At 30.4% G+C, this 16,948-nt stretch carries 11 protein-coding genes and 1 riboswitch; of the genes, 9 read left to right on the forward strand and 2 right to left on the reverse strand.

All coding sequences use genetic code 11. The features are described from left to right. Positions 1 to 96: 96 nt before the first annotated feature. Both NON08_RS09330 and NON08_RS09335 read right to left on the reverse strand, forming a co-directional pair. Positions 97 to 3,108, reverse strand: a complete 3,012-nt coding sequence (locus tag NON08_RS09330; protein ID WP_256691265.1) for an autotransporter outer membrane beta-barrel domain-containing protein — start codon at positions 3,106 to 3,108, stop codon at positions 97 to 99. 14 nt (positions 3,109 to 3,122) lie between these two features. After that, positions 3,123 to 5,348 carry a TonB-dependent receptor gene (locus NON08_RS09335; RefSeq protein WP_256691266.1) on the reverse strand — a complete coding sequence of 742 codons (2,226 nt, stop codon included), beginning with the start codon at positions 5,346 to 5,348 and terminating at the stop codon, positions 3,123 to 3,125. 256 nt (positions 5,349 to 5,604) lie between these two features. Here NON08_RS09335 and NON08_RS09340 point away from each other — a divergent pair, with 256 nt between their 5' ends. The 9 genes from NON08_RS09340 (at position 5,605) to NON08_RS09380 (ending at position 16,918) form a co-directional block, all read left to right on the forward strand. After that, the gene (locus NON08_RS09340) at positions 5,605 to 7,257 is read left to right on the forward strand and encodes an AAA family ATPase (protein ID WP_256691268.1); all 1,653 of its coding nucleotides are present in this window, start codon (positions 5,605 to 5,607) and stop codon (positions 7,255 to 7,257) included. 117 nt (positions 7,258 to 7,374) lie between these two features. Further along, on the forward strand, positions 7,375 to 9,057 hold the full coding sequence (locus NON08_RS09345; protein WP_256691269.1) for an FAD-binding protein: 1,683 nt from the start codon (positions 7,375 to 7,377) through the stop codon (positions 9,055 to 9,057). Between the two features lie 28 nt (positions 9,058 to 9,085). Then, positions 9,086 to 9,183: riboswitch (purine riboswitch) on the forward strand. 223 nt (positions 9,184 to 9,406) lie between these two features. Then, positions 9,407 to 10,108 (forward strand): Crp/Fnr family transcriptional regulator, encoded by a 702-nt coding sequence (locus NON08_RS09350; protein WP_256691271.1) that lies wholly within the window; start codon positions 9,407 to 9,409, stop codon positions 10,106 to 10,108. An 18-nt stretch (positions 10,109 to 10,126) separates the two neighbouring features. Then, positions 10,127 to 11,560: an MFS transporter gene (locus NON08_RS09355; RefSeq protein ID WP_256691272.1), complete on the forward strand. Its 1,434-nt coding sequence runs from the start codon at positions 10,127 to 10,129 to the stop codon at positions 11,558 to 11,560. A gap of 24 nt (positions 11,561 to 11,584) precedes the next feature. Beyond that, the gene (locus tag NON08_RS09360; RefSeq protein ID WP_256691273.1) at positions 11,585 to 13,825 is read left to right on the forward strand and encodes a hypothetical protein; all 2,241 of its coding nucleotides are present in this window, start codon (positions 11,585 to 11,587) and stop codon (positions 13,823 to 13,825) included. Positions 13,826 to 13,966: 141 nt separating this feature from the next. Continuing rightward, on the forward strand, positions 13,967 to 14,848 hold the full coding sequence (locus NON08_RS09365) for a YhfZ family protein (RefSeq protein ID WP_256691274.1): 882 nt from the start codon (positions 13,967 to 13,969) through the stop codon (positions 14,846 to 14,848). An 18-nt stretch (positions 14,849 to 14,866) separates the two neighbouring features. Next, positions 14,867 to 15,220: a PRD domain-containing protein gene (locus tag NON08_RS09370; RefSeq protein WP_256691275.1), complete on the forward strand. Its 354-nt coding sequence runs from the start codon at positions 14,867 to 14,869 to the stop codon at positions 15,218 to 15,220. A 41-nt stretch (positions 15,221 to 15,261) separates the two neighbouring features. Then, complete coding sequence (locus NON08_RS09375) at positions 15,262 to 15,621, forward strand: DUF2620 domain-containing protein (RefSeq protein WP_256691276.1); 360 nt, start codon at positions 15,262 to 15,264, stop codon at positions 15,619 to 15,621. A 10-nt stretch (positions 15,622 to 15,631) separates the two neighbouring features. Further along, positions 15,632 to 16,918: a YhfT family protein gene (locus NON08_RS09380; RefSeq protein ID WP_256691277.1), complete on the forward strand. Its 1,287-nt coding sequence runs from the start codon at positions 15,632 to 15,634 to the stop codon at positions 16,916 to 16,918. The last annotated feature ends 30 nt before the right edge of the window (positions 16,919 to 16,948 follow it).

Raw genomic sequence — 16,948 nt, forward strand, 5'->3', positions numbered from 1 at the left:
AAGAAAAAATGTTTGTGTAAACCTTCAAGTTGGGATAATATTAAACTATCTAACTTGAAGGTTTTTATGGGAAAAAATTATTACTAAAGATATATTTTAGAATATATACCCTAATTTAACACCTATAGTGACATTTTTTCTTTCTTTATTTGTTAAGTAATCTCCTTCGATTCCGTAAGTTATTCCTGAATCTCTTTGTACATCGTAAGCTAAAGTTAGCTTTAGAGATTCTTTTTCATTGTCTTTACCTAAAATTGTAAAGTTTGATGTAGAACCTTGAATTTTACCACTCATATTTTCATTATCATATCCACTTAATCCATAAATTCCAGATAATCCAGCAGATAATTGACTAACAGTTCCTTTACTATAAAGAGTTTTACTAATGTTAAATCCCAACTCCCCATCTAAATAGTTATAGTTTTGCTTAGCTATATCTAAAGCCAACTTCTCCTTTGATTCTTCAATACTATTTTGAATAATTAATGAGTATGATAATAGCCCTTTTGCACCAATTCTCATATCTTTAGGAAGTGGATAATCATAAATAACTCCACTATAAAGATTTAATCCATTTGTCTTAGGTTTACTTTTAAAACTTAAATCTTGGTAGTTATTTTTTAACTTTCTATTTACATCATATTCTCCATATTGAGCTCCTATTCCAGATATTATATTAAAGTTAGGAGTATATGCATATCTTCCATATCCACCTAAATATAGAGATTGTCCTTTTACATTTGAATTTGTTGTCACTGTATCAAGGCTATCTTTTTTTATTTCTTGGTGATTAGAAGTAGCTCCTCCAAAAATTCCACCAATTTTAAAAGAATCATTCATCTTTTTTTCATAAAGAGCATATCCTGTGTTTATATTTCCTTTAAAATCATCTTCCACATCTCTATTAGATATATATCCACCATCTACATATGAATCTTTTTCAAAACTATTTTGAACTCCAAAAGGCAATGAAGTAAATGTATTCAACTCATTTTTAGATATTTTATTTAAATATTTGTAGATATTTCTTTTTGACATTTGGTCAGTTAACATCTTTAATTCACTTAAAGCCTCTTGTTCTCTCACACCTCCAAATACAGTTTTCTTATTTGTAGAAGTAGTTGTTTCCCAGATACTTCCAATTTTTTTAGCATCTTTAATACTTTTGTAAACTTCATTTTCTAGATTATCTAAACCTTGAACTCTATCTTTTACAACAACTTGAACTAAAGAGTTACCATTCTCATCACTTTTATTAAGCTCTTTAATCTCGTGGACTATCGAATCTGAATCTAATTTAATTTTAGATTTTAAAAACTCTTCCCCACTAGTAGTGAAGTTTCTAACTGTTGTTTCCAAAGGTCTTCCCATATTTATAGTTGAGTCTTCATCAATTTTAGAAACTATCATTTCAATAGAAAACTTATTCTTTTCATTTAAATCTAAAACATATGCATTTGTAAACTCAATATCTTTATCAGAATCTCTAAAGGCATGTTGTATAAGATGTCCCTTATTATCTTTAACATCTGTATCTATATCTAAAGTTAAAGAGTGGTTTCCTGATAGAGATGGATTATTTTCATCTCCTATAGCTCTTCCAACTTCTACAACAGCTATATTTTTAAGTTTAGCATATGGTCCTAAAATTATATTTGTTCCATATTTTCCTGTAAATTGCTCTGTTATTCTAAGTTTATTATATCCTTCTCCTAAATCAATAGTTCCATCAACTCTACCCTTACCTCTAAACTCTATATTTTTAGATTCTATTTCAAGTATTAAATTTTTATCAGAAAGGATTCGATCAGTCCACTTTCTCCATATTGCCTCTTTCTCCTCGGGATTATCATCTCTCCAACTAGCAAATCCAGTGAAAAAACCATGTTCTTTTTGAATACTTTCAATCTTTTCATACTCTGCTAAGTATTTATTAAAGTCTGTTTTTTCATATTTTTTCATATTCTCATAAAGCGGAGTTACTTCAGCTAAATATTTTTCCAATGCTTTTTCAAACTCTCCACCTTTTTTAAAAGGTGTTACCCATTTAGCATTAAACTCCTCCTCTTCCATCTCACCACTTTTTAACTTCTGCTTATCAGCAGTTAATTTTTCAATAGAGTTAGAATATTTAGTTACATATTTAGATTCATCTTTTAACATATCCTCTAAACTTTTCCCCTCGTTTCCGTAGTAACTTCCCCCTGTTATTCTAAGATTCTCTTTAGAAATACCTTTATCTTCAATATACATATTTGAATCTTTTGTATAAAAAATTTGTCCCTGCTCATTTTTAGGTTCGTAAGTATATATTTTTGTATATACAGTTTCATTTAAAGTTTGGTCATACCCCTCTCTAATTCTAACTCCTTGTAAATTCCATAGAACTCTCCACTCCTCCTTATCATTTTTAGTAAATAACTCACCATTTTTTAACTCTGTTTCAACACCATTCTCTTTTAATTTTTCATGGAGATATTTAGCAACTTCCTCTTTAGGTTTATCTTGAATTTTCTCTCTATAATCTTTCATAGATATATCTAAAGGATTTGCAGTATCGTAACTTTTATTTAAAGTTTTATTTATATTTGTATAAACACCTTCAATACTATATTTTTCATTTTTATTATCTCTTATTTTTTCTACAGTTTTATTATAATCATCACTTTTTTTGAAAATAATATCTTTTACACTATTTCCATTTCCAAAGTAAAATCTCTTTTCATAGTTGTTTCCAACAAAGGGAAGTTTCTCTTTTAAAGATTTATCAATTGCATTTAACTTATTTTCTACAATATCAATTGCAGAGTGATAAGTTTCCCCTTTATAAAATCCTCTGACTCCTGTAAGTTCTAGCTTATCGTTAGCATGGGCCATTGCAACAATATCAATTCCATTATCTTTGGGACCTAAATCATGTGTACTTCCCTCTAAGTAAGCGGAATTTATACCTTTTTTTTTGTTTATTTGATCCACAACTCTTAATATATTTTCATAAGCTCCTTTTTCTATTGTTTCAGGAGGAATAGATATTATTGGTAAATCATTTGCATATATTTTTCCGCTCAATGCTAACAGTGCTAAAAGTAAATATTTATTTTTTTTCATCTTTAATCTCTCCTTTAAAATTTAACATTTAATCCTATATAGTAGTTTCTCTCTGGTGCAGGAACTGCTTCAATACTTGTTTCTCTCAAGTTATATTTAGTAGAAGCTAAGTTTTTAATACCAGCTCTAACTGATGAATACTCATCTAATTTATATGTAACTCCCACATCTAAAACACCATAACCATCAATTTTATAACTAAAGCTTTTATCCTCTTCACTCATCTCTCTTCCCTCTTTGCTACTTATATAGGTATAGGTTCCGTTTAAAGATAGATTATCTGTTAAGCTATACTTTGTTCCTAATGTAAGCTTTACCTTTGGAACTAAAGGAACTTTATCTCCTTTTTTAATTTGAGCTTTTTCATTTCCTTTTAGAGTTTTAGCATCTATAAAAGTTAAAGACTCATTAAAGGTAAACTTCCCTAAGTATTGCTCTGTTTCTGCTTCTAAACCAAGTCTTCTTGTTTTTCCAATGTTTTTATATTGCCATCTTTTTATAGCTGGATTAGTAACTCCAGATTGAATTAATACAATCTCATTATCTGTATCTGTTGCAAAGAAAGTTAAACTAACATATGAATCATAGATATAATCTCTAACTCCTAACTCTATAGTATTTGTAGTTTCAGCTTTTAAATGATTATCCACATATATAGAGGATACATTAACATTAGGTGGAACAAAGAAACCTACACTTTTATCAGAAGCCAATTTTTTGTCATGAATTTTATCTGTTAATTGAGATGGAAAAGGAGTTATAAAACCTCGTTCATATCTTGTATAGAAATTTCCAGTATCTCTATATTTATATAAAAGTCCTAACTCACCAGCATAGTTTTCCATTTTTCTATCAGTTTCTATAGTTTGAATTTTAGGATTAATTAATGGCATCTCATTAGGACCATTAATTCTGCTTCCAGTATACTCTGTGTACTCTCCTCTTACTCCAGTTGTAAGATCAAGTTTATTTGTAAGATTATATTTATTAAAGGCATATATTCCGTGGGACTCTTTAGTTAAGTTGATTTTAACTTTATTTGTAACAGCTTTTCGATCTTCTGGAGATAGAGCTACATACATTCCATACTCGTTATAATATGTTTTTAAAATTTCAGAAGTAACATTAGAATCTCTTTTTACATTGGCTTTTGTATAATCATATCCTAAAATTAACTCCCCTTTGTCATACTCATATTTAGTCTTAAGTTTAATTCCATTTTTTTCCTCTTTAAACTTTGCACTCATAAGAGATTTAACATCATAAAAATTATAATAGGATCTCACATCAGAGTATTTTCTAGAAGATAACTCTATTAGTATGTCATCGACACTTTCTGTAGATATATCTCTTTCCTGTTTTTGATTGAAAAAAGATGCTCCAAAGAGTAGTTTATCTGTAGCTCTGTATTCGTAATCAAAAACATTACTTTCAGATTTTGTATCTACATCTAAGTTTAAACCAGGAGCTCTTCTGTTTATTTCTAATATTTTTTTACTAACTTCATTTGTTCCATTATCTTTTTCATTACCTCTTCTACCTTGATAACGAATTTTATGTTTATCACTTATTTTATAATCAAACCCTCCTAAGAAGATTTTGTTTTCTTTTTCCTCATCCTCTCGATACCCTTCGCTATTACTATAGTTAAATCCATAGTTTACATATAGATCTTTTGTGACGTTGTATCCACCTGCAAATCCTAAATCTCTATCGTCAAACGAGCCGTAATTTAGATCCATAAAGAAGTTATTTTTTGTGGCATTGGAGTTTGTAGAAATGTTTATAACTCCACCAACAGTTCCACTTCCATATAGAGTTGCTCCACCACCTGGGATTATCTCAATTTTTTTTATACTTTCAACAGGGATAGAGTTAATGGGTAAACTAGCCATTGATTCCTCTGTTGGGTTAATAGAGATACCATCTACCATAACTTTAACTCTACTCAGAGATTTCTCTCCACTTCCTCTCATGTCTATTCTAGGGCCAAAAGCTGTATTTTGTACGATAACTCCAGGAGCTTCCCTTAGTATAGCTTCAACGTTTTCATATTTTTTTTCTTGTATCTTTTCCTGAGTAATGATTGTTGTATTTTTAGATTCCACAACATTAAATATAGAACCCCCACTTCTAGTGTTATCTGTTATATGAGAGGTTTGTAATTCAACCGCTCCTATATCATCTGAATATGAGTTTGCACAAAATGCTAAACACATAACAAATAGATATTTTTTCATTTAAATCCCTCCACTATATCATTTTACAAATATTTTAATAATCAAAATATTTGTAAAATAATTATAAAGTAAAAACATAGAAAATTATTTTTTATAACATGAAAAGTTGAATTTTTTACATGAATTATTGTTTGAAAATATATTGTAAATGTATCTATAAATTAAAGTAATGTGAATGCACTACTTTTTTTGTTTAAAAATATAAGGTATGGTATAATATAAGAAAAAATATATGTGAAAAAGGACGGTGGAAGTCGTGAGTAAAAAGAGATTGCCAATAGGTGTAACTGACTTTAAAAAAATAATAGAAGGTAACTACTATTATGTTGATAAAACAAACTTTATAGCAGAGATATTGGAGAAAAAAGCAGAGGCCACACTAATAACAAGACCTAGACGTTTTGGTAAAACACTTAGCATGACAACACTAAAATACTTTTTAGATATAAAAAATGGTGAAGAAAATAGAAAACTTTTTAAAGATTTAAATATAGAGAGTACTGAATATATGCATGAGCAGGGAAAATATCCAGTGATATATTTAACTTTGAAAGACTGTGAGGGAGAAAATTACTCAGAGTTTTTAGAGGAGTTTAAAGATATAATTGTAAATTTATATGAAGAGCATAAAGAGTTAAAAGAGATATTAGATGAAATTGATTTGGAGAAATATGAATCTATACAGAAAAGAAAGGATAGTGCAAGATATAAAAAGTCTTTGGACTATTTAGCGAAATTATATTATAGATATACAGGTTTAAAGCCGGTGATATTAATAGACGAATACGATGCACCAATGATAAAAGCAAATGAGCATGGATATTATGAAGAGATAAAAGATTTTATTGGTGGATTTTATGGAAGCGCACTAAAAGATGGTGTTACAGCTTTTTCAGTGATAACAGGAATACTAAGAGTTGCAAAAGAATCTATATTTTCAACACTAAATAACTTAAAAGTAAGTACAATATTAAGCGAAGACTATTTATACTTTGGAATGGAAGAGTGGGAAGTGGAAGAGGCACTGAAATATTATGACCTTGAGACAACTTTAGAGGACACAAAACTTTGGTATAACGGTTATCTTTTTGGAACTAAAAAAGTGTATAATCCATGGAGCATACTAAATCATTGTGACACTGGAAAATTACAAAGTTATTGGGTGAATACAAGTGCGAATAAACTAATAATGGAGATACTAGAAAAAAGTGATGAAAAAATCAATGATATATTTTATGATCTATTAAATGGAAAGAAAGTCTCGACATTATTAAATGACTATATGATATTTGGTGAAGAGTACAGCGATAGTACTGTGCTGTATTTAATGTTTTCAGCAGGTTACTTAACAATAGATGGTATGTCAGAAGAATGGGAAGATGAATACTATATCCGAATACCAAACTATGAAGTAAAAAAATATTTTAAACTAACATTTATAGATATAATTGGAAAAAATAGTAAAAATAGTTTTTCTGATTTGGAAAAAGCTTTGGTAGCAGGAAAAGTTAAAGGGATAAGTTCTGTGGAAGAAAAAATTAATAAAATGTTTAGATCTAGTATGAGTTACCACGATGGAGATAAACAGGAGAAGTTTTATCATAATTTAGTTTTAGGAATGCTAATAGGGTTAGATAGATATTTTCATGTATTATCAAATAGAGAAGAGGGACTTGGAAGGTATGACTTAGCCTTAGAACCAAAGGATAAAAATGGTTATGGATATATATTTGAGTTTAAGGTGGCCAAGAGTTCAAGTGAAGAGGATATGGATTTAGCTGGAGAGGTAGCGCTGGATCAAATAGATAAAAAAATGTATGAAACAGGAATGAGAGATAGAGGAATCAATAAAATAGTAAAACTAGGAATGGTTTTTAGTGGAAAAAGTTTAAGGTTTTATGAAGGGTAAAGAAGGAATAAAATATATAGATACAATATTTTTACAGCTGCTGAACTAAAAACTTGTTTTAATGTGAAAAAAGTGTTATTATATATCGAAAAACACACACAGGGGGACAAACAACAAATGAACAAAAGAATCATACTACTAGCGGCATCATTACTAGTTTTAAGTCAAGCAACACTATCAAAGGAACGTACTTTTTTAACAAAGGCCAATGGGTATTCTGGTGAAATAAAGTTAGAGGTTATAGCAGAAGGACAAGAAGTGAAAGATATAAAGATTGTATCACACAATGAAACAGTTCCTGTTATGACAAGAGCGTTTCCTATGCTAAAAGAGAGAATCTTAGAGGCTCAATCACCAATAGTAGATAGTGTTTCTGGAGCAACACATACATCTACAGCTATAAAAAGAGCAGTAAATGATGTTTATAAACAACTAGGAAAAGATTATGGAAGAATTACAGCGAGAACAAAAGGACCTGAGTTACCAGTTGCCTATTTAGAGCCTGTATCTACAGATCTTGTAATTGTAGGAGGAGGACCAGCTGGATTAGCAGCAGCTATATCAGCAAAAGAGCAGGGACTAAAAAATGTAATTTTAATTGAAAAAATGGATATGCTAAGTGGTAATGGAAAGTTTGATATGAACTTCTATGATTTAATAAATTCAGAGGCTCAAAAAGCTAATGGAATGAATGATACAGTAGAAAGTTTAATAAAGGACAATACAAATTCAATGGATACACCAGAGCGTACAAGAACTCAAGCTGAAGGAGCCTTTGTTTTAGATAAATGGTTGAGAGAGATGGGAATTAAATTAAATTACCATTATGGAAAAAGAGGGCACATGGCTGAAAAGAATGTGTATGCTGGTGAAGTTATACAGGATAAAATGGAAGCTAGAGCAAAAGAGTTAGGAGTAGATATTCGTACTTCAACAAAAGGTCTAGATTTAATTATAAATAACGGTGTTGCAACAGGGGTAAAAGTTCAAAACAAAAATAATTTTTATGATATAAATGCAAAAGCTGTGGTAGTTGCAACAGGTGGATTCTCAGCTAATCCAGAGTTATTAGAAAAATATGCTCCAGGAACAGAGAAATTACAGCACTCAAATCAAATTAGTGCTACGGGAGATTTAATTCCAGTATTTGAAAAAAATAATATTCAATTAGCTAATTTAGAAGTAATGAATCTGATTCCATTTATTTTAGGATCAACAAGAGATTTAGCAGGTCCTAATGGTGATGGAATGATGTTAGTTAATATAAATGGAGAGAGATTTACAAAGGAACATATAACTAAAGATGAAAGAATGGATATGGCTAAAAAGATGTTAGCTCAACCAGAAGCCAAAGTGTTCTATGTATTTGATAAAAAGTTATATGATTCGAGCTATCGTTTACAAAAACATACAAAAAAAGGATACCATTTAGTTGCGAACTCAATAGAGGAGTTAGCAGAGAAAATGGGAGTACCAGTGGCAACATTTAAAGAAACAGTAGTAAATTACAATAAAGGAGTACGTGGAGAGGTAAAAGATCCATTTAGAGAGGCTAAAGCAAAAAGAGAGTTTGATATGAGTGGACCATTCTATGCAGTTTTAGTTGAGCCAGCTGTTCATATGACAAGAGGAGGAGTTGTAGCTAACGAGAAAACTGAGGTTATTCAAAACAATGGAGAGATAGTAAAAGGGCTTTTTGCAGCTGGAGAGGTAACAAGTACAAGTGCAGCATATAGTGCGTCTGTAATATTTGGACGTGTAGCTGGGGAAAATGCAGTGAAGTTTATAAATAAAAAATAGTGAAACTTGGAATTGGATTAAAGTTTTACAAATAACATAAAAATTTTCTCATATATATTCATAATATGGATGAATGTCTCTACGACCTACCGTAAATAGGTCACTATGAGAAGAGACACACATATATTTGAAATATATTTTTATATTTTCATCTGATTTATTGAAGTCTTTTCTTGTAATAGAGAAAAGACTTTTTTTATTTTTAAAGAAAAATATAAAATTTTAGGAAATCATGCTATATGACATAGAATTTTTTATAGAAATATATTAGTATTAAATAAAATTAATATAGTATGTAAATAAAAAATATTTAGAGTATATGGCATAAAAAAGGGGAGTAATGTCAAATATGGAAAAATGTAATGATTTACTTAATATTATTTATATAACAAAAGATGAGAAATGGAAAACAAATCCTAATTTGAAATTAATAAAAAATCATCTTAATGAACACATGCAAATAAGAGTTGTAAAAGAAGGAGAAAAAATACATCAGTATGATAAAACACAAAAGTATATACATTATGTAATAGTTGGAAAATATTTTCATTATCGAGAACTAAAGATAGGAAAAAGAAATCTAATAGCTTTAAATGAAGCTCCAGAATGGATTGGAATGGATAGAGTTTTGGATAAAGAAAATGCAAATATAACAGAAGATTATGTGACAGAAGAGTGTATTGTAATAGATGTAGAAAAAGAGTATTTTATAGAATGTCTTCAGAAAAATGGAGAGATGTCATTATATATTATAAAAAATTTATTAAAGAAAATGTCATTAACATCAAGCCGTGCAGAGAGTATGCTAATTAATGATGCAAAATTACAATTTTTATGTTGGTTAAATGACTACTGGAGAAATAACCACAAAGGGGAAGATAGATTAATTATTAAATTAAAAAATGACTATATTATGGATAATATAGGAATAAGTACTAGAACTTTTTATCGTATATTGAGAGAGTTAAAAGAAGAGGAACTAATTGTTACAGAAAAAGGAAACATAGTTATAAATAATCTACAGATAGAAAAAATAAAAAATATATTATAAATTCAACGGGAGGATTAAATGAAGGAATTAAGAAGTGGAGAGATATCATTAGATATTCCGAGGTATTCGTCGGAGCCTGAAGCGGGAAGGGCTAAAAATAAAAATATACTGGTGGATATTTTTAAGTATTCTTTAGGCGGATTAGGGGTAACACTTGCAACAAATTTAACTATGTCATATTTAAACTTTTTTTTAACAGATATTTTTGGAATCACAGCTTTTGCTGTAGCTGGAATAATGTTAGTTTCAAGAATTGTAGATGCTATAACAGATCCTGTTATGGGAATGGGAGCAGATAGAACAAGATCTCGTTGGGGAAAATTTAGACCTTGGATGATATTTTTTGCACCTGTACTAGGTTTTGCTGTATTTTTACTTTTTTATACACCGAATATTCCAGAAAGTATGAAAGTTATATACGCTTACGGAGTATTTATATTTTATTCAATAGCTATAACAATTGTATCTATACCATATTTTGCATTAGTGCCAGTTATTTCGAAAGACTCACATACGAGAACAATTATTATCTCTTGGAAAAGTGTAATGTGTCAAGTGGCGGTATTATGTATATCAACTTTTGCACTGCCTATGGTAAATATGTTTGGCGGTGGACAAAAAGGATGGGCAACTTTTGGGGCAATTGTTGGAATAGCAGCAACTATTTTTGTGTGGATTGCAGCAGATGGAGCTAAGGCTCATGATGTTTCTAGCAATACAGAAGAGTTAAAAAATAGAGCTAAAGAAAGTAAATCAAAAAATGATTTTAAAGTTCTTTTAAAAACAAAACCACTTTTAGTTCTTGTAGTAGCTTTTGGATTATCAATGTTTGCAAATACTCTTGTAAATTCAGCAAATATGTATTATTTTAAATATATTTTAAATAAACAAAATTGGATTCCAACAGTTATGGCAGTTAGTATGGGTGCAAGTATTTTTGCATCGATGATCTTACCAAAGGTTGAAGGTATTTTTGGAAAGAAAAAAGCATTTATGTATTCAACACTTATTTGTGTAATTCCTTTAATTTTGTTGGGATTAAATCCTAATGTAACTTCAATATACGCACTTCTTGCTCAATTGGTTTTATTTGGTTTTATGTATGGAATAGCAAGTGCATTACCTTGGGCCATGATACCAGATTGTATAGATTATGCTGAGTGGAAGTATGGAGTACAACCAAATGGACTATTCACTGCAACATTTACATTTGTACAAAAATGTGGGATAGCTATTGGTGGATTTTTATCAAGTTTCTTACTAGGAATAGCTGGATTTGTAGCTAATAAAGACCAAGTTGAAAGTTCTCTTAAAATGATTATTTCATTACGTTTTATTATACCAGCAATACTTTTTGTTTTAGTGGTAGTTGTTCTATATTTTTATGAGATAACTCCAGAGAAAACGAAAGAGATTTCAAAAGAGCTAGAAAAAAGAAGAGACGTTGCATAACAAAGTAAAATACGGAGGAATAAAATGAATGAATTAAACCAAAAATATTCAAAAGAGGTGACAGACATTGTTGCAGTTAGTGGAAAATATCCATGTATGACTCAAACTGTAGATGGAAAAAGTTATGTTTGTTATCAAGAGTATAAAGATAGACATGATGTTATTGTAGCTGGAGTTTTAACTCAAGAAAAAGAGGAGTTTACAAAAGGAACTGTAATATCAGGAGAGGGAGAAGCTCTAAAGCCTGTTTGTGTAGCAGATGGAAACCGTGTTTGGTATGCTTGGGGAGAAAATAGAGATCAAAAATGGGGAATTTATTATAGAAGTTATGAAAATGGAGTTTATGGAGAGATCCAATGTGCAGAGGAGGGAGAAGCTCTTTTCTATCCATATTTATACTCTAAAAATGGAGTGGTGTCTCTTCTTTGGAATCGTCAACATAGTAACTCTGCAGAAGTTGTAATGGGAACAATTGGAGAAAGTGGAGTAGAAAATATTCAAGTAGTTTCATCTTCGAAAGAGGTTTATAGACCAAGTTATACTATGACAGATGATGGAACGGGATATGTAGCTTATGATTCTTTCAATGGAAAAAACTATGATGTTTTAGTAAGAGCTTATAGAGATGGAATATGGTCTGAGGAAAAAGTTGTGAGTACATCAAAAACTGCTTGGGCAGCTCAACCTTTAGTTGCTTCATTAAAAGATAAAGTTTTAGTGTGTTGGTATGATTTTAATCATGGATCTGATTTTTCATACAATAGTTCGGTGGTTTTTTTAAAGAGCAATGAATTAGTTGTAGAGGAACCTCATTGTATTGGAAGAGGGATTGATTGGTATGAAGATATTGCAGTGGCAGAAAATTCTAAGGGAGAGGTAGTTTTTTCTTACTCTTGGGGAAAAACAAAATTACATGTGAGACATTATGATTATAAAAATAAATGGAGTGAACCAGTAGTTTTCACTTATGATGAGAATAGTTTTGCAGCTAACCAAAGAGCTTTTATAGATGAAGAGGGAACAATTCATTTAGTGTGGCAGTATGGAAATCAAAATGGACACAAACCAATTAGAAATGCACAAGTTATCTATACGTGGTTAAAATCTAACGAGTTTGAAAACTATATTGATACAGAGGCAGAAAAAGTGAGTGATCCATTTACTCGTCCAATTCCAGCAGAAAAATCACTAGATCGTATAAATGAAAATGAAACTAAAGAGTGGATGATTAAAAATGGATATGGAGAAAAATTCCCGATATTTGGAGATATTCATGGTCAAAGTGGAATGTCTGATGGAGTTGGAGAGATAGATCAATTTTTCAATATTGCAAAAGTATGGGCGAATCTAGATTTTACTGCATTAACAGATCATGATTGTTATCCATATTGGTTAAGTGAGTCAGAGTGGGAATGGATTCGTACAACTTCAAGACTATTTAATGTAGAGGGGAAAATGGCAACTCTGTTAGCTTATGAGTGGACGCCAAATGAATATCGTTATGATTTTGGTCATAAAAATATATACTATAGAGGTTTTGAAGGGGAGTTATTCCGTTCAGGAGATGAGGGTGGTCTAACGCCAGATCGTCTATTTGCTAGTATAAAAAAATATAAAGCGATGGCTTTTCCACACCATCCAGCAGCTAGTTGGAAATTAGTAAGTGCAGCAACTGATTGGTCTTTCCATGATGATAGTGTACAAAGGATGGTAGAGATCTTTTCAAGACATGCTCCATTTGAATATTATGGTAACTACTCTAAATATACTAAAAATAATATGCAGATTGAACGTTGTAGTGCACAAGACGCTTTGGCAAAAGGATATCATTTAGGATTTATTGCAGGAAGTGATTCTCATCAGATGGAACATGGTTTAGAAGGTGGAATAATTGTATCTTTTGTAGATAAATTAGCTAATGAAACAGTATGGGATAATCTGTATGATCGTTTTGCTTATGGAACATCTGGAGCTGGAATTTTATTATCTTTTAAAGCTGATAACTACGAGATGGGTACAATTGTTGAAAAAGAGGTTGGTAGCCAAGTTGAATTTAAAATAAGTGTTTTAGGAACAGATGAATTAAAGGTTGAAGTGCTTTGTAATAATAAAGTTATAATAGAAAAAGAATCTACTAATAGAGCTTGTGATTTTACTTTTGCTAAAGAGGTTAAAGAAAATGAAAATTTCTATTATGTGAGAGTTACACAAAAAGATGAACATCAAGCTTGGGGAAGTCCAATTTGGATAAAAGGTAGAGATTAAAGATTATAAAAAATAGCAGTTCATAAGAATTGCTATTTTTGTTTTAAAATATATAAAAGTGTTGACATTATAAAAAAATAGGTTATAATAAGTACATAAATCTTATTTTCAAAAAAATGAAAATTAGAAAAGAGGTAGAATATGAACAACACAACAGGAAAATTACAAAAAGCTATAGTAGGTTTATCTAAAGATATTTTAGGTAGAGATGTAGAGGACAATTTAGACACAATTACAAATTATTCAGAGAATTTAGAGTTATCTTTAGGAACTATCCAAAAAGCTCTAAAGGAGTTAACAGATATAAAAGTAATTGATCTAAAGAAAAAAGGTAAATACGGAACTGTTATTGAAAATATAGATTATAAAAAACTTTTACACGTATTAAAGATGGATTATCTTCTATGTGTTATGCCAATAACATATTCTCAGAGATACAAAAAGATAATGGATAGTATAACAAATAGTTTAAAAATACCTATTCCACTTTATTTTTCTCATATGAGAGGTGGATATGTAAGATTAAAACTTATTGAAGAGGGTGTCTATCATTTTGGTGTTGTCTCAAAATTAGCGGCTCAAAATGCAATTGAATCAGGATTAAATTTAGAGATCATAGAGCAATTTGGACCGAGAACTTATGTGACGAAACATGTTATTTTAAAAAGAAAAAATGAGAAAGTGGTTAATGTTGGAAAAGATCCAGAGTCTAACGACCATATTTTTTTAACAAATTTTAATTTTCAAAAAAATGAAAATATAAAATTCATAGATATTAAATACTCAGAGGTTATTGAAAATTTAATAGATGGAAAAATAGATGCAGCAATTTGGAATTATGATGATGTTCTAGATAAGATGGTTCATCTTGAAAAACATGGAATTATAATAGAGGAGCTAAATGAGAATGAGGGAAATCTTTTAGCTACAGAGTCAGTTATAGTAATAAAAAAAGATAATGAGGTTATAAAAAATATATTTAAAAAGTTTTTCGATAAGGAAAAATTTAAACTTATAGATTAAGTAAAATTTGGAGGGAAGATGAATTTACAAACTAGACTAGAGATATTAAATAGCTCAGGGGCTATAACAGATTGCACAAAGGATACTATGTTAAATGTAATTGAGATGTTTAATGAAAAACATAATATCAAGCTTACAGAGGAAAATGGGGCAATGATGGTAACTCATCTATCAATGGCTATAATGAGGGTAAAAAATAATGAGCCAGTTAAGACAATAGATGAAGAGGTATTTAAAGAGACTTTAGAAAGTGAGCATATTGAAAGAGCAAATCTTATTTATGATGATTTATCAGAGGTTTTAGATGTAACTTTACCAGAGGATGAAAAAAAATATATGCTTGTAAATATCTGTGTAATTTTAGAAAGATAATAAAAAAGAAAAAAATTTAAAATAAGAGGGAGTGGATTTTAATGAAAAGAATAGTTGTAGGTGGACAAATTGATAAAGAGAGATTAGCTGACACAGTAAGAAAAATCTGTGGAGATAAGGCAGTTATAACAGTAAAAACTGATATTGAAGCAGCTATGGATGTAAAAACAAATATGGCAGATTACTATTTAGGAGCTTGTAATACAGGTGGAGGTGGAGCATTAGCTATGGCTATAGCACTACTAGGAGCAAATAACTGTGCTACAGTTTCTATGCCAGGAAATATAAAAAGTGATGATGAGATAAAAGCTGAAATTGCAGCTGGAAAGAAAGCATTTGGATTTACAGCTCAGCATATAGATGCAGTTGTACCAGTTATTTTAGCAGAGATTTTAAAATAGGAGGGTTCAAATGAACTATATAGTTGCAGTTTTATTAGGAGGTTTAGCAGCACTTTTAGCTAACAGAGGAGTAGCTATATTTAATGATGGATTAAGACCAATTGTTCCAGAATTCCTAGAGGGAAGAATGGATAGAAAATCTTTAGCAGCCACAAGTTTTGCTTTAAGTTTTGGATTAGTTGTTGGATTTGGAATACCATTTTCACTGACAACACATATAATTCTTATTCACAGTATTCTTTTAGGAACAGATATAATTGGAACATCTTTTAGTTATGATAAAAAAGGAGCAGTTCTATCAACTATAGCTGGAGGACTTTATGGATTACTAATAACTCTTGGTTTAAAAATCGTTGTAGAACTTTTTGCAAAGTTACCTGTAAACTTCTTACCATCTCTTGGAAAGGTAGGATCACCAATTATAGTTGCCTTTGCAGCATTCCCAGCATTAGTTGTAGCTTATCAATATGGAATAAAAAAAGGAGCAACAACTTTTGGATTAACTATAGTTGTAAGACAAATTATTCAAAAGTATGGTACCTTTATGTTTGATGGAAGTAAAGTAGTATTAAACCCAGATGGAATGGCCCTACTTGTTGCCATGGTAATAATGATAGCTTTTGCCATGAGAGAAAAAGCAGCAGCAGGTTCTCCAGGTTCAAATGCAATGTTATTAAATATATTTGCAGCTAGAGTTGAAAGAATAAAGAAAAATATTTTAGGTCTAGCACTTATGGGTGGAATAATATCTGCTGCTATAAGCTTACACTTAGTAGCAGGAGATCCAATATCTTTAAATCTTTTAGCAGATGGAAAGACATCAGAAGCTGGACTTGCAGCACTAGCTAGAGCCATTGGATTTGTTCCATTAGTTGCAACAACTGCTATAGCAACAGGAGTTTATGCTCCTGCAGGTATGACATTTGTATTTGCAATTGGAATATTTTTAAGAAATCCTTTTGTAGCTTTTATTGGAGGAGCAGCAGCTATATGTATTGAAATATATGCTCTTGGAGCTATAGCTAAATTCTTAGATAAGTTCCCAGGAGTAAAAGGTTGTGGAGATCAGATTAGAACAGCTATGTCTAGAGTTTTAGAAGTGGCACTTATTGTTGGTGGAATGATTGCAGCTGATGCAATGGCTCCTGGACTTGGTTATCTATTTGTAGCTGGAGTTTATATATTAAATAAAACAGCTAAAAAACCACTTGTGGATATGGCAGTAGGACCAGTTGCAGCTATATTCTTTGGAATTTTATTAAATATATTCTCAGTTTTAGGATTATATGGTGCATAGATAAAGTTTAAGAGGAGTTTATACTCCTCT

The organism is Cetobacterium sp. NK01, assembly GCF_024506395.1.
Classification (GTDB): domain Bacteria; phylum Fusobacteriota; class Fusobacteriia; order Fusobacteriales; family Fusobacteriaceae; genus Cetobacterium_A; species Cetobacterium_A somerae_A.

Excerpts from the sequence above, each read along its gene's own strand:
- NON08_RS09330 (WP_256691265.1), bottom strand. The coding sequence starts at position 3,108 with ATGAAAAAAAATAAATATTTACTTTTAGCACTGTTAGCATTGAGCGGA.
- NON08_RS09345 (WP_256691269.1), top strand. The coding sequence starts at position 7,375 with ATGAACAAAAGAATCATACTACTAGCGGCATCATTACTAGTTTTAAGT.
- NON08_RS09365 (WP_256691274.1), top strand. The coding sequence starts at position 13,967 with ATGAACAACACAACAGGAAAATTACAAAAAGCTATAGTAGGTTTATCT.
- NON08_RS09335 (WP_256691266.1), bottom strand. The coding sequence starts at position 5,348 with ATGAAAAAATATCTATTTGTTATGTGTTTAGCATTTTGTGCAAACTCA.
- NON08_RS09355 (WP_256691272.1), top strand. The coding sequence starts at position 10,127 with ATGAAGGAATTAAGAAGTGGAGAGATATCATTAGATATTCCGAGGTAT.
- NON08_RS09360 (WP_256691273.1), top strand. The coding sequence starts at position 11,585 with ATGAATGAATTAAACCAAAAATATTCAAAAGAGGTGACAGACATTGTT.
- NON08_RS09370 (WP_256691275.1), top strand. The coding sequence starts at position 14,867 with ATGAATTTACAAACTAGACTAGAGATATTAAATAGCTCAGGGGCTATA.
- NON08_RS09375 (WP_256691276.1), top strand. The coding sequence starts at position 15,262 with ATGAAAAGAATAGTTGTAGGTGGACAAATTGATAAAGAGAGATTAGCT.
- NON08_RS09350 (WP_256691271.1), top strand. The coding sequence starts at position 9,407 with ATGGAAAAATGTAATGATTTACTTAATATTATTTATATAACAAAAGAT.
- NON08_RS09380 (WP_256691277.1), top strand. The coding sequence starts at position 15,632 with ATGAACTATATAGTTGCAGTTTTATTAGGAGGTTTAGCAGCACTTTTA.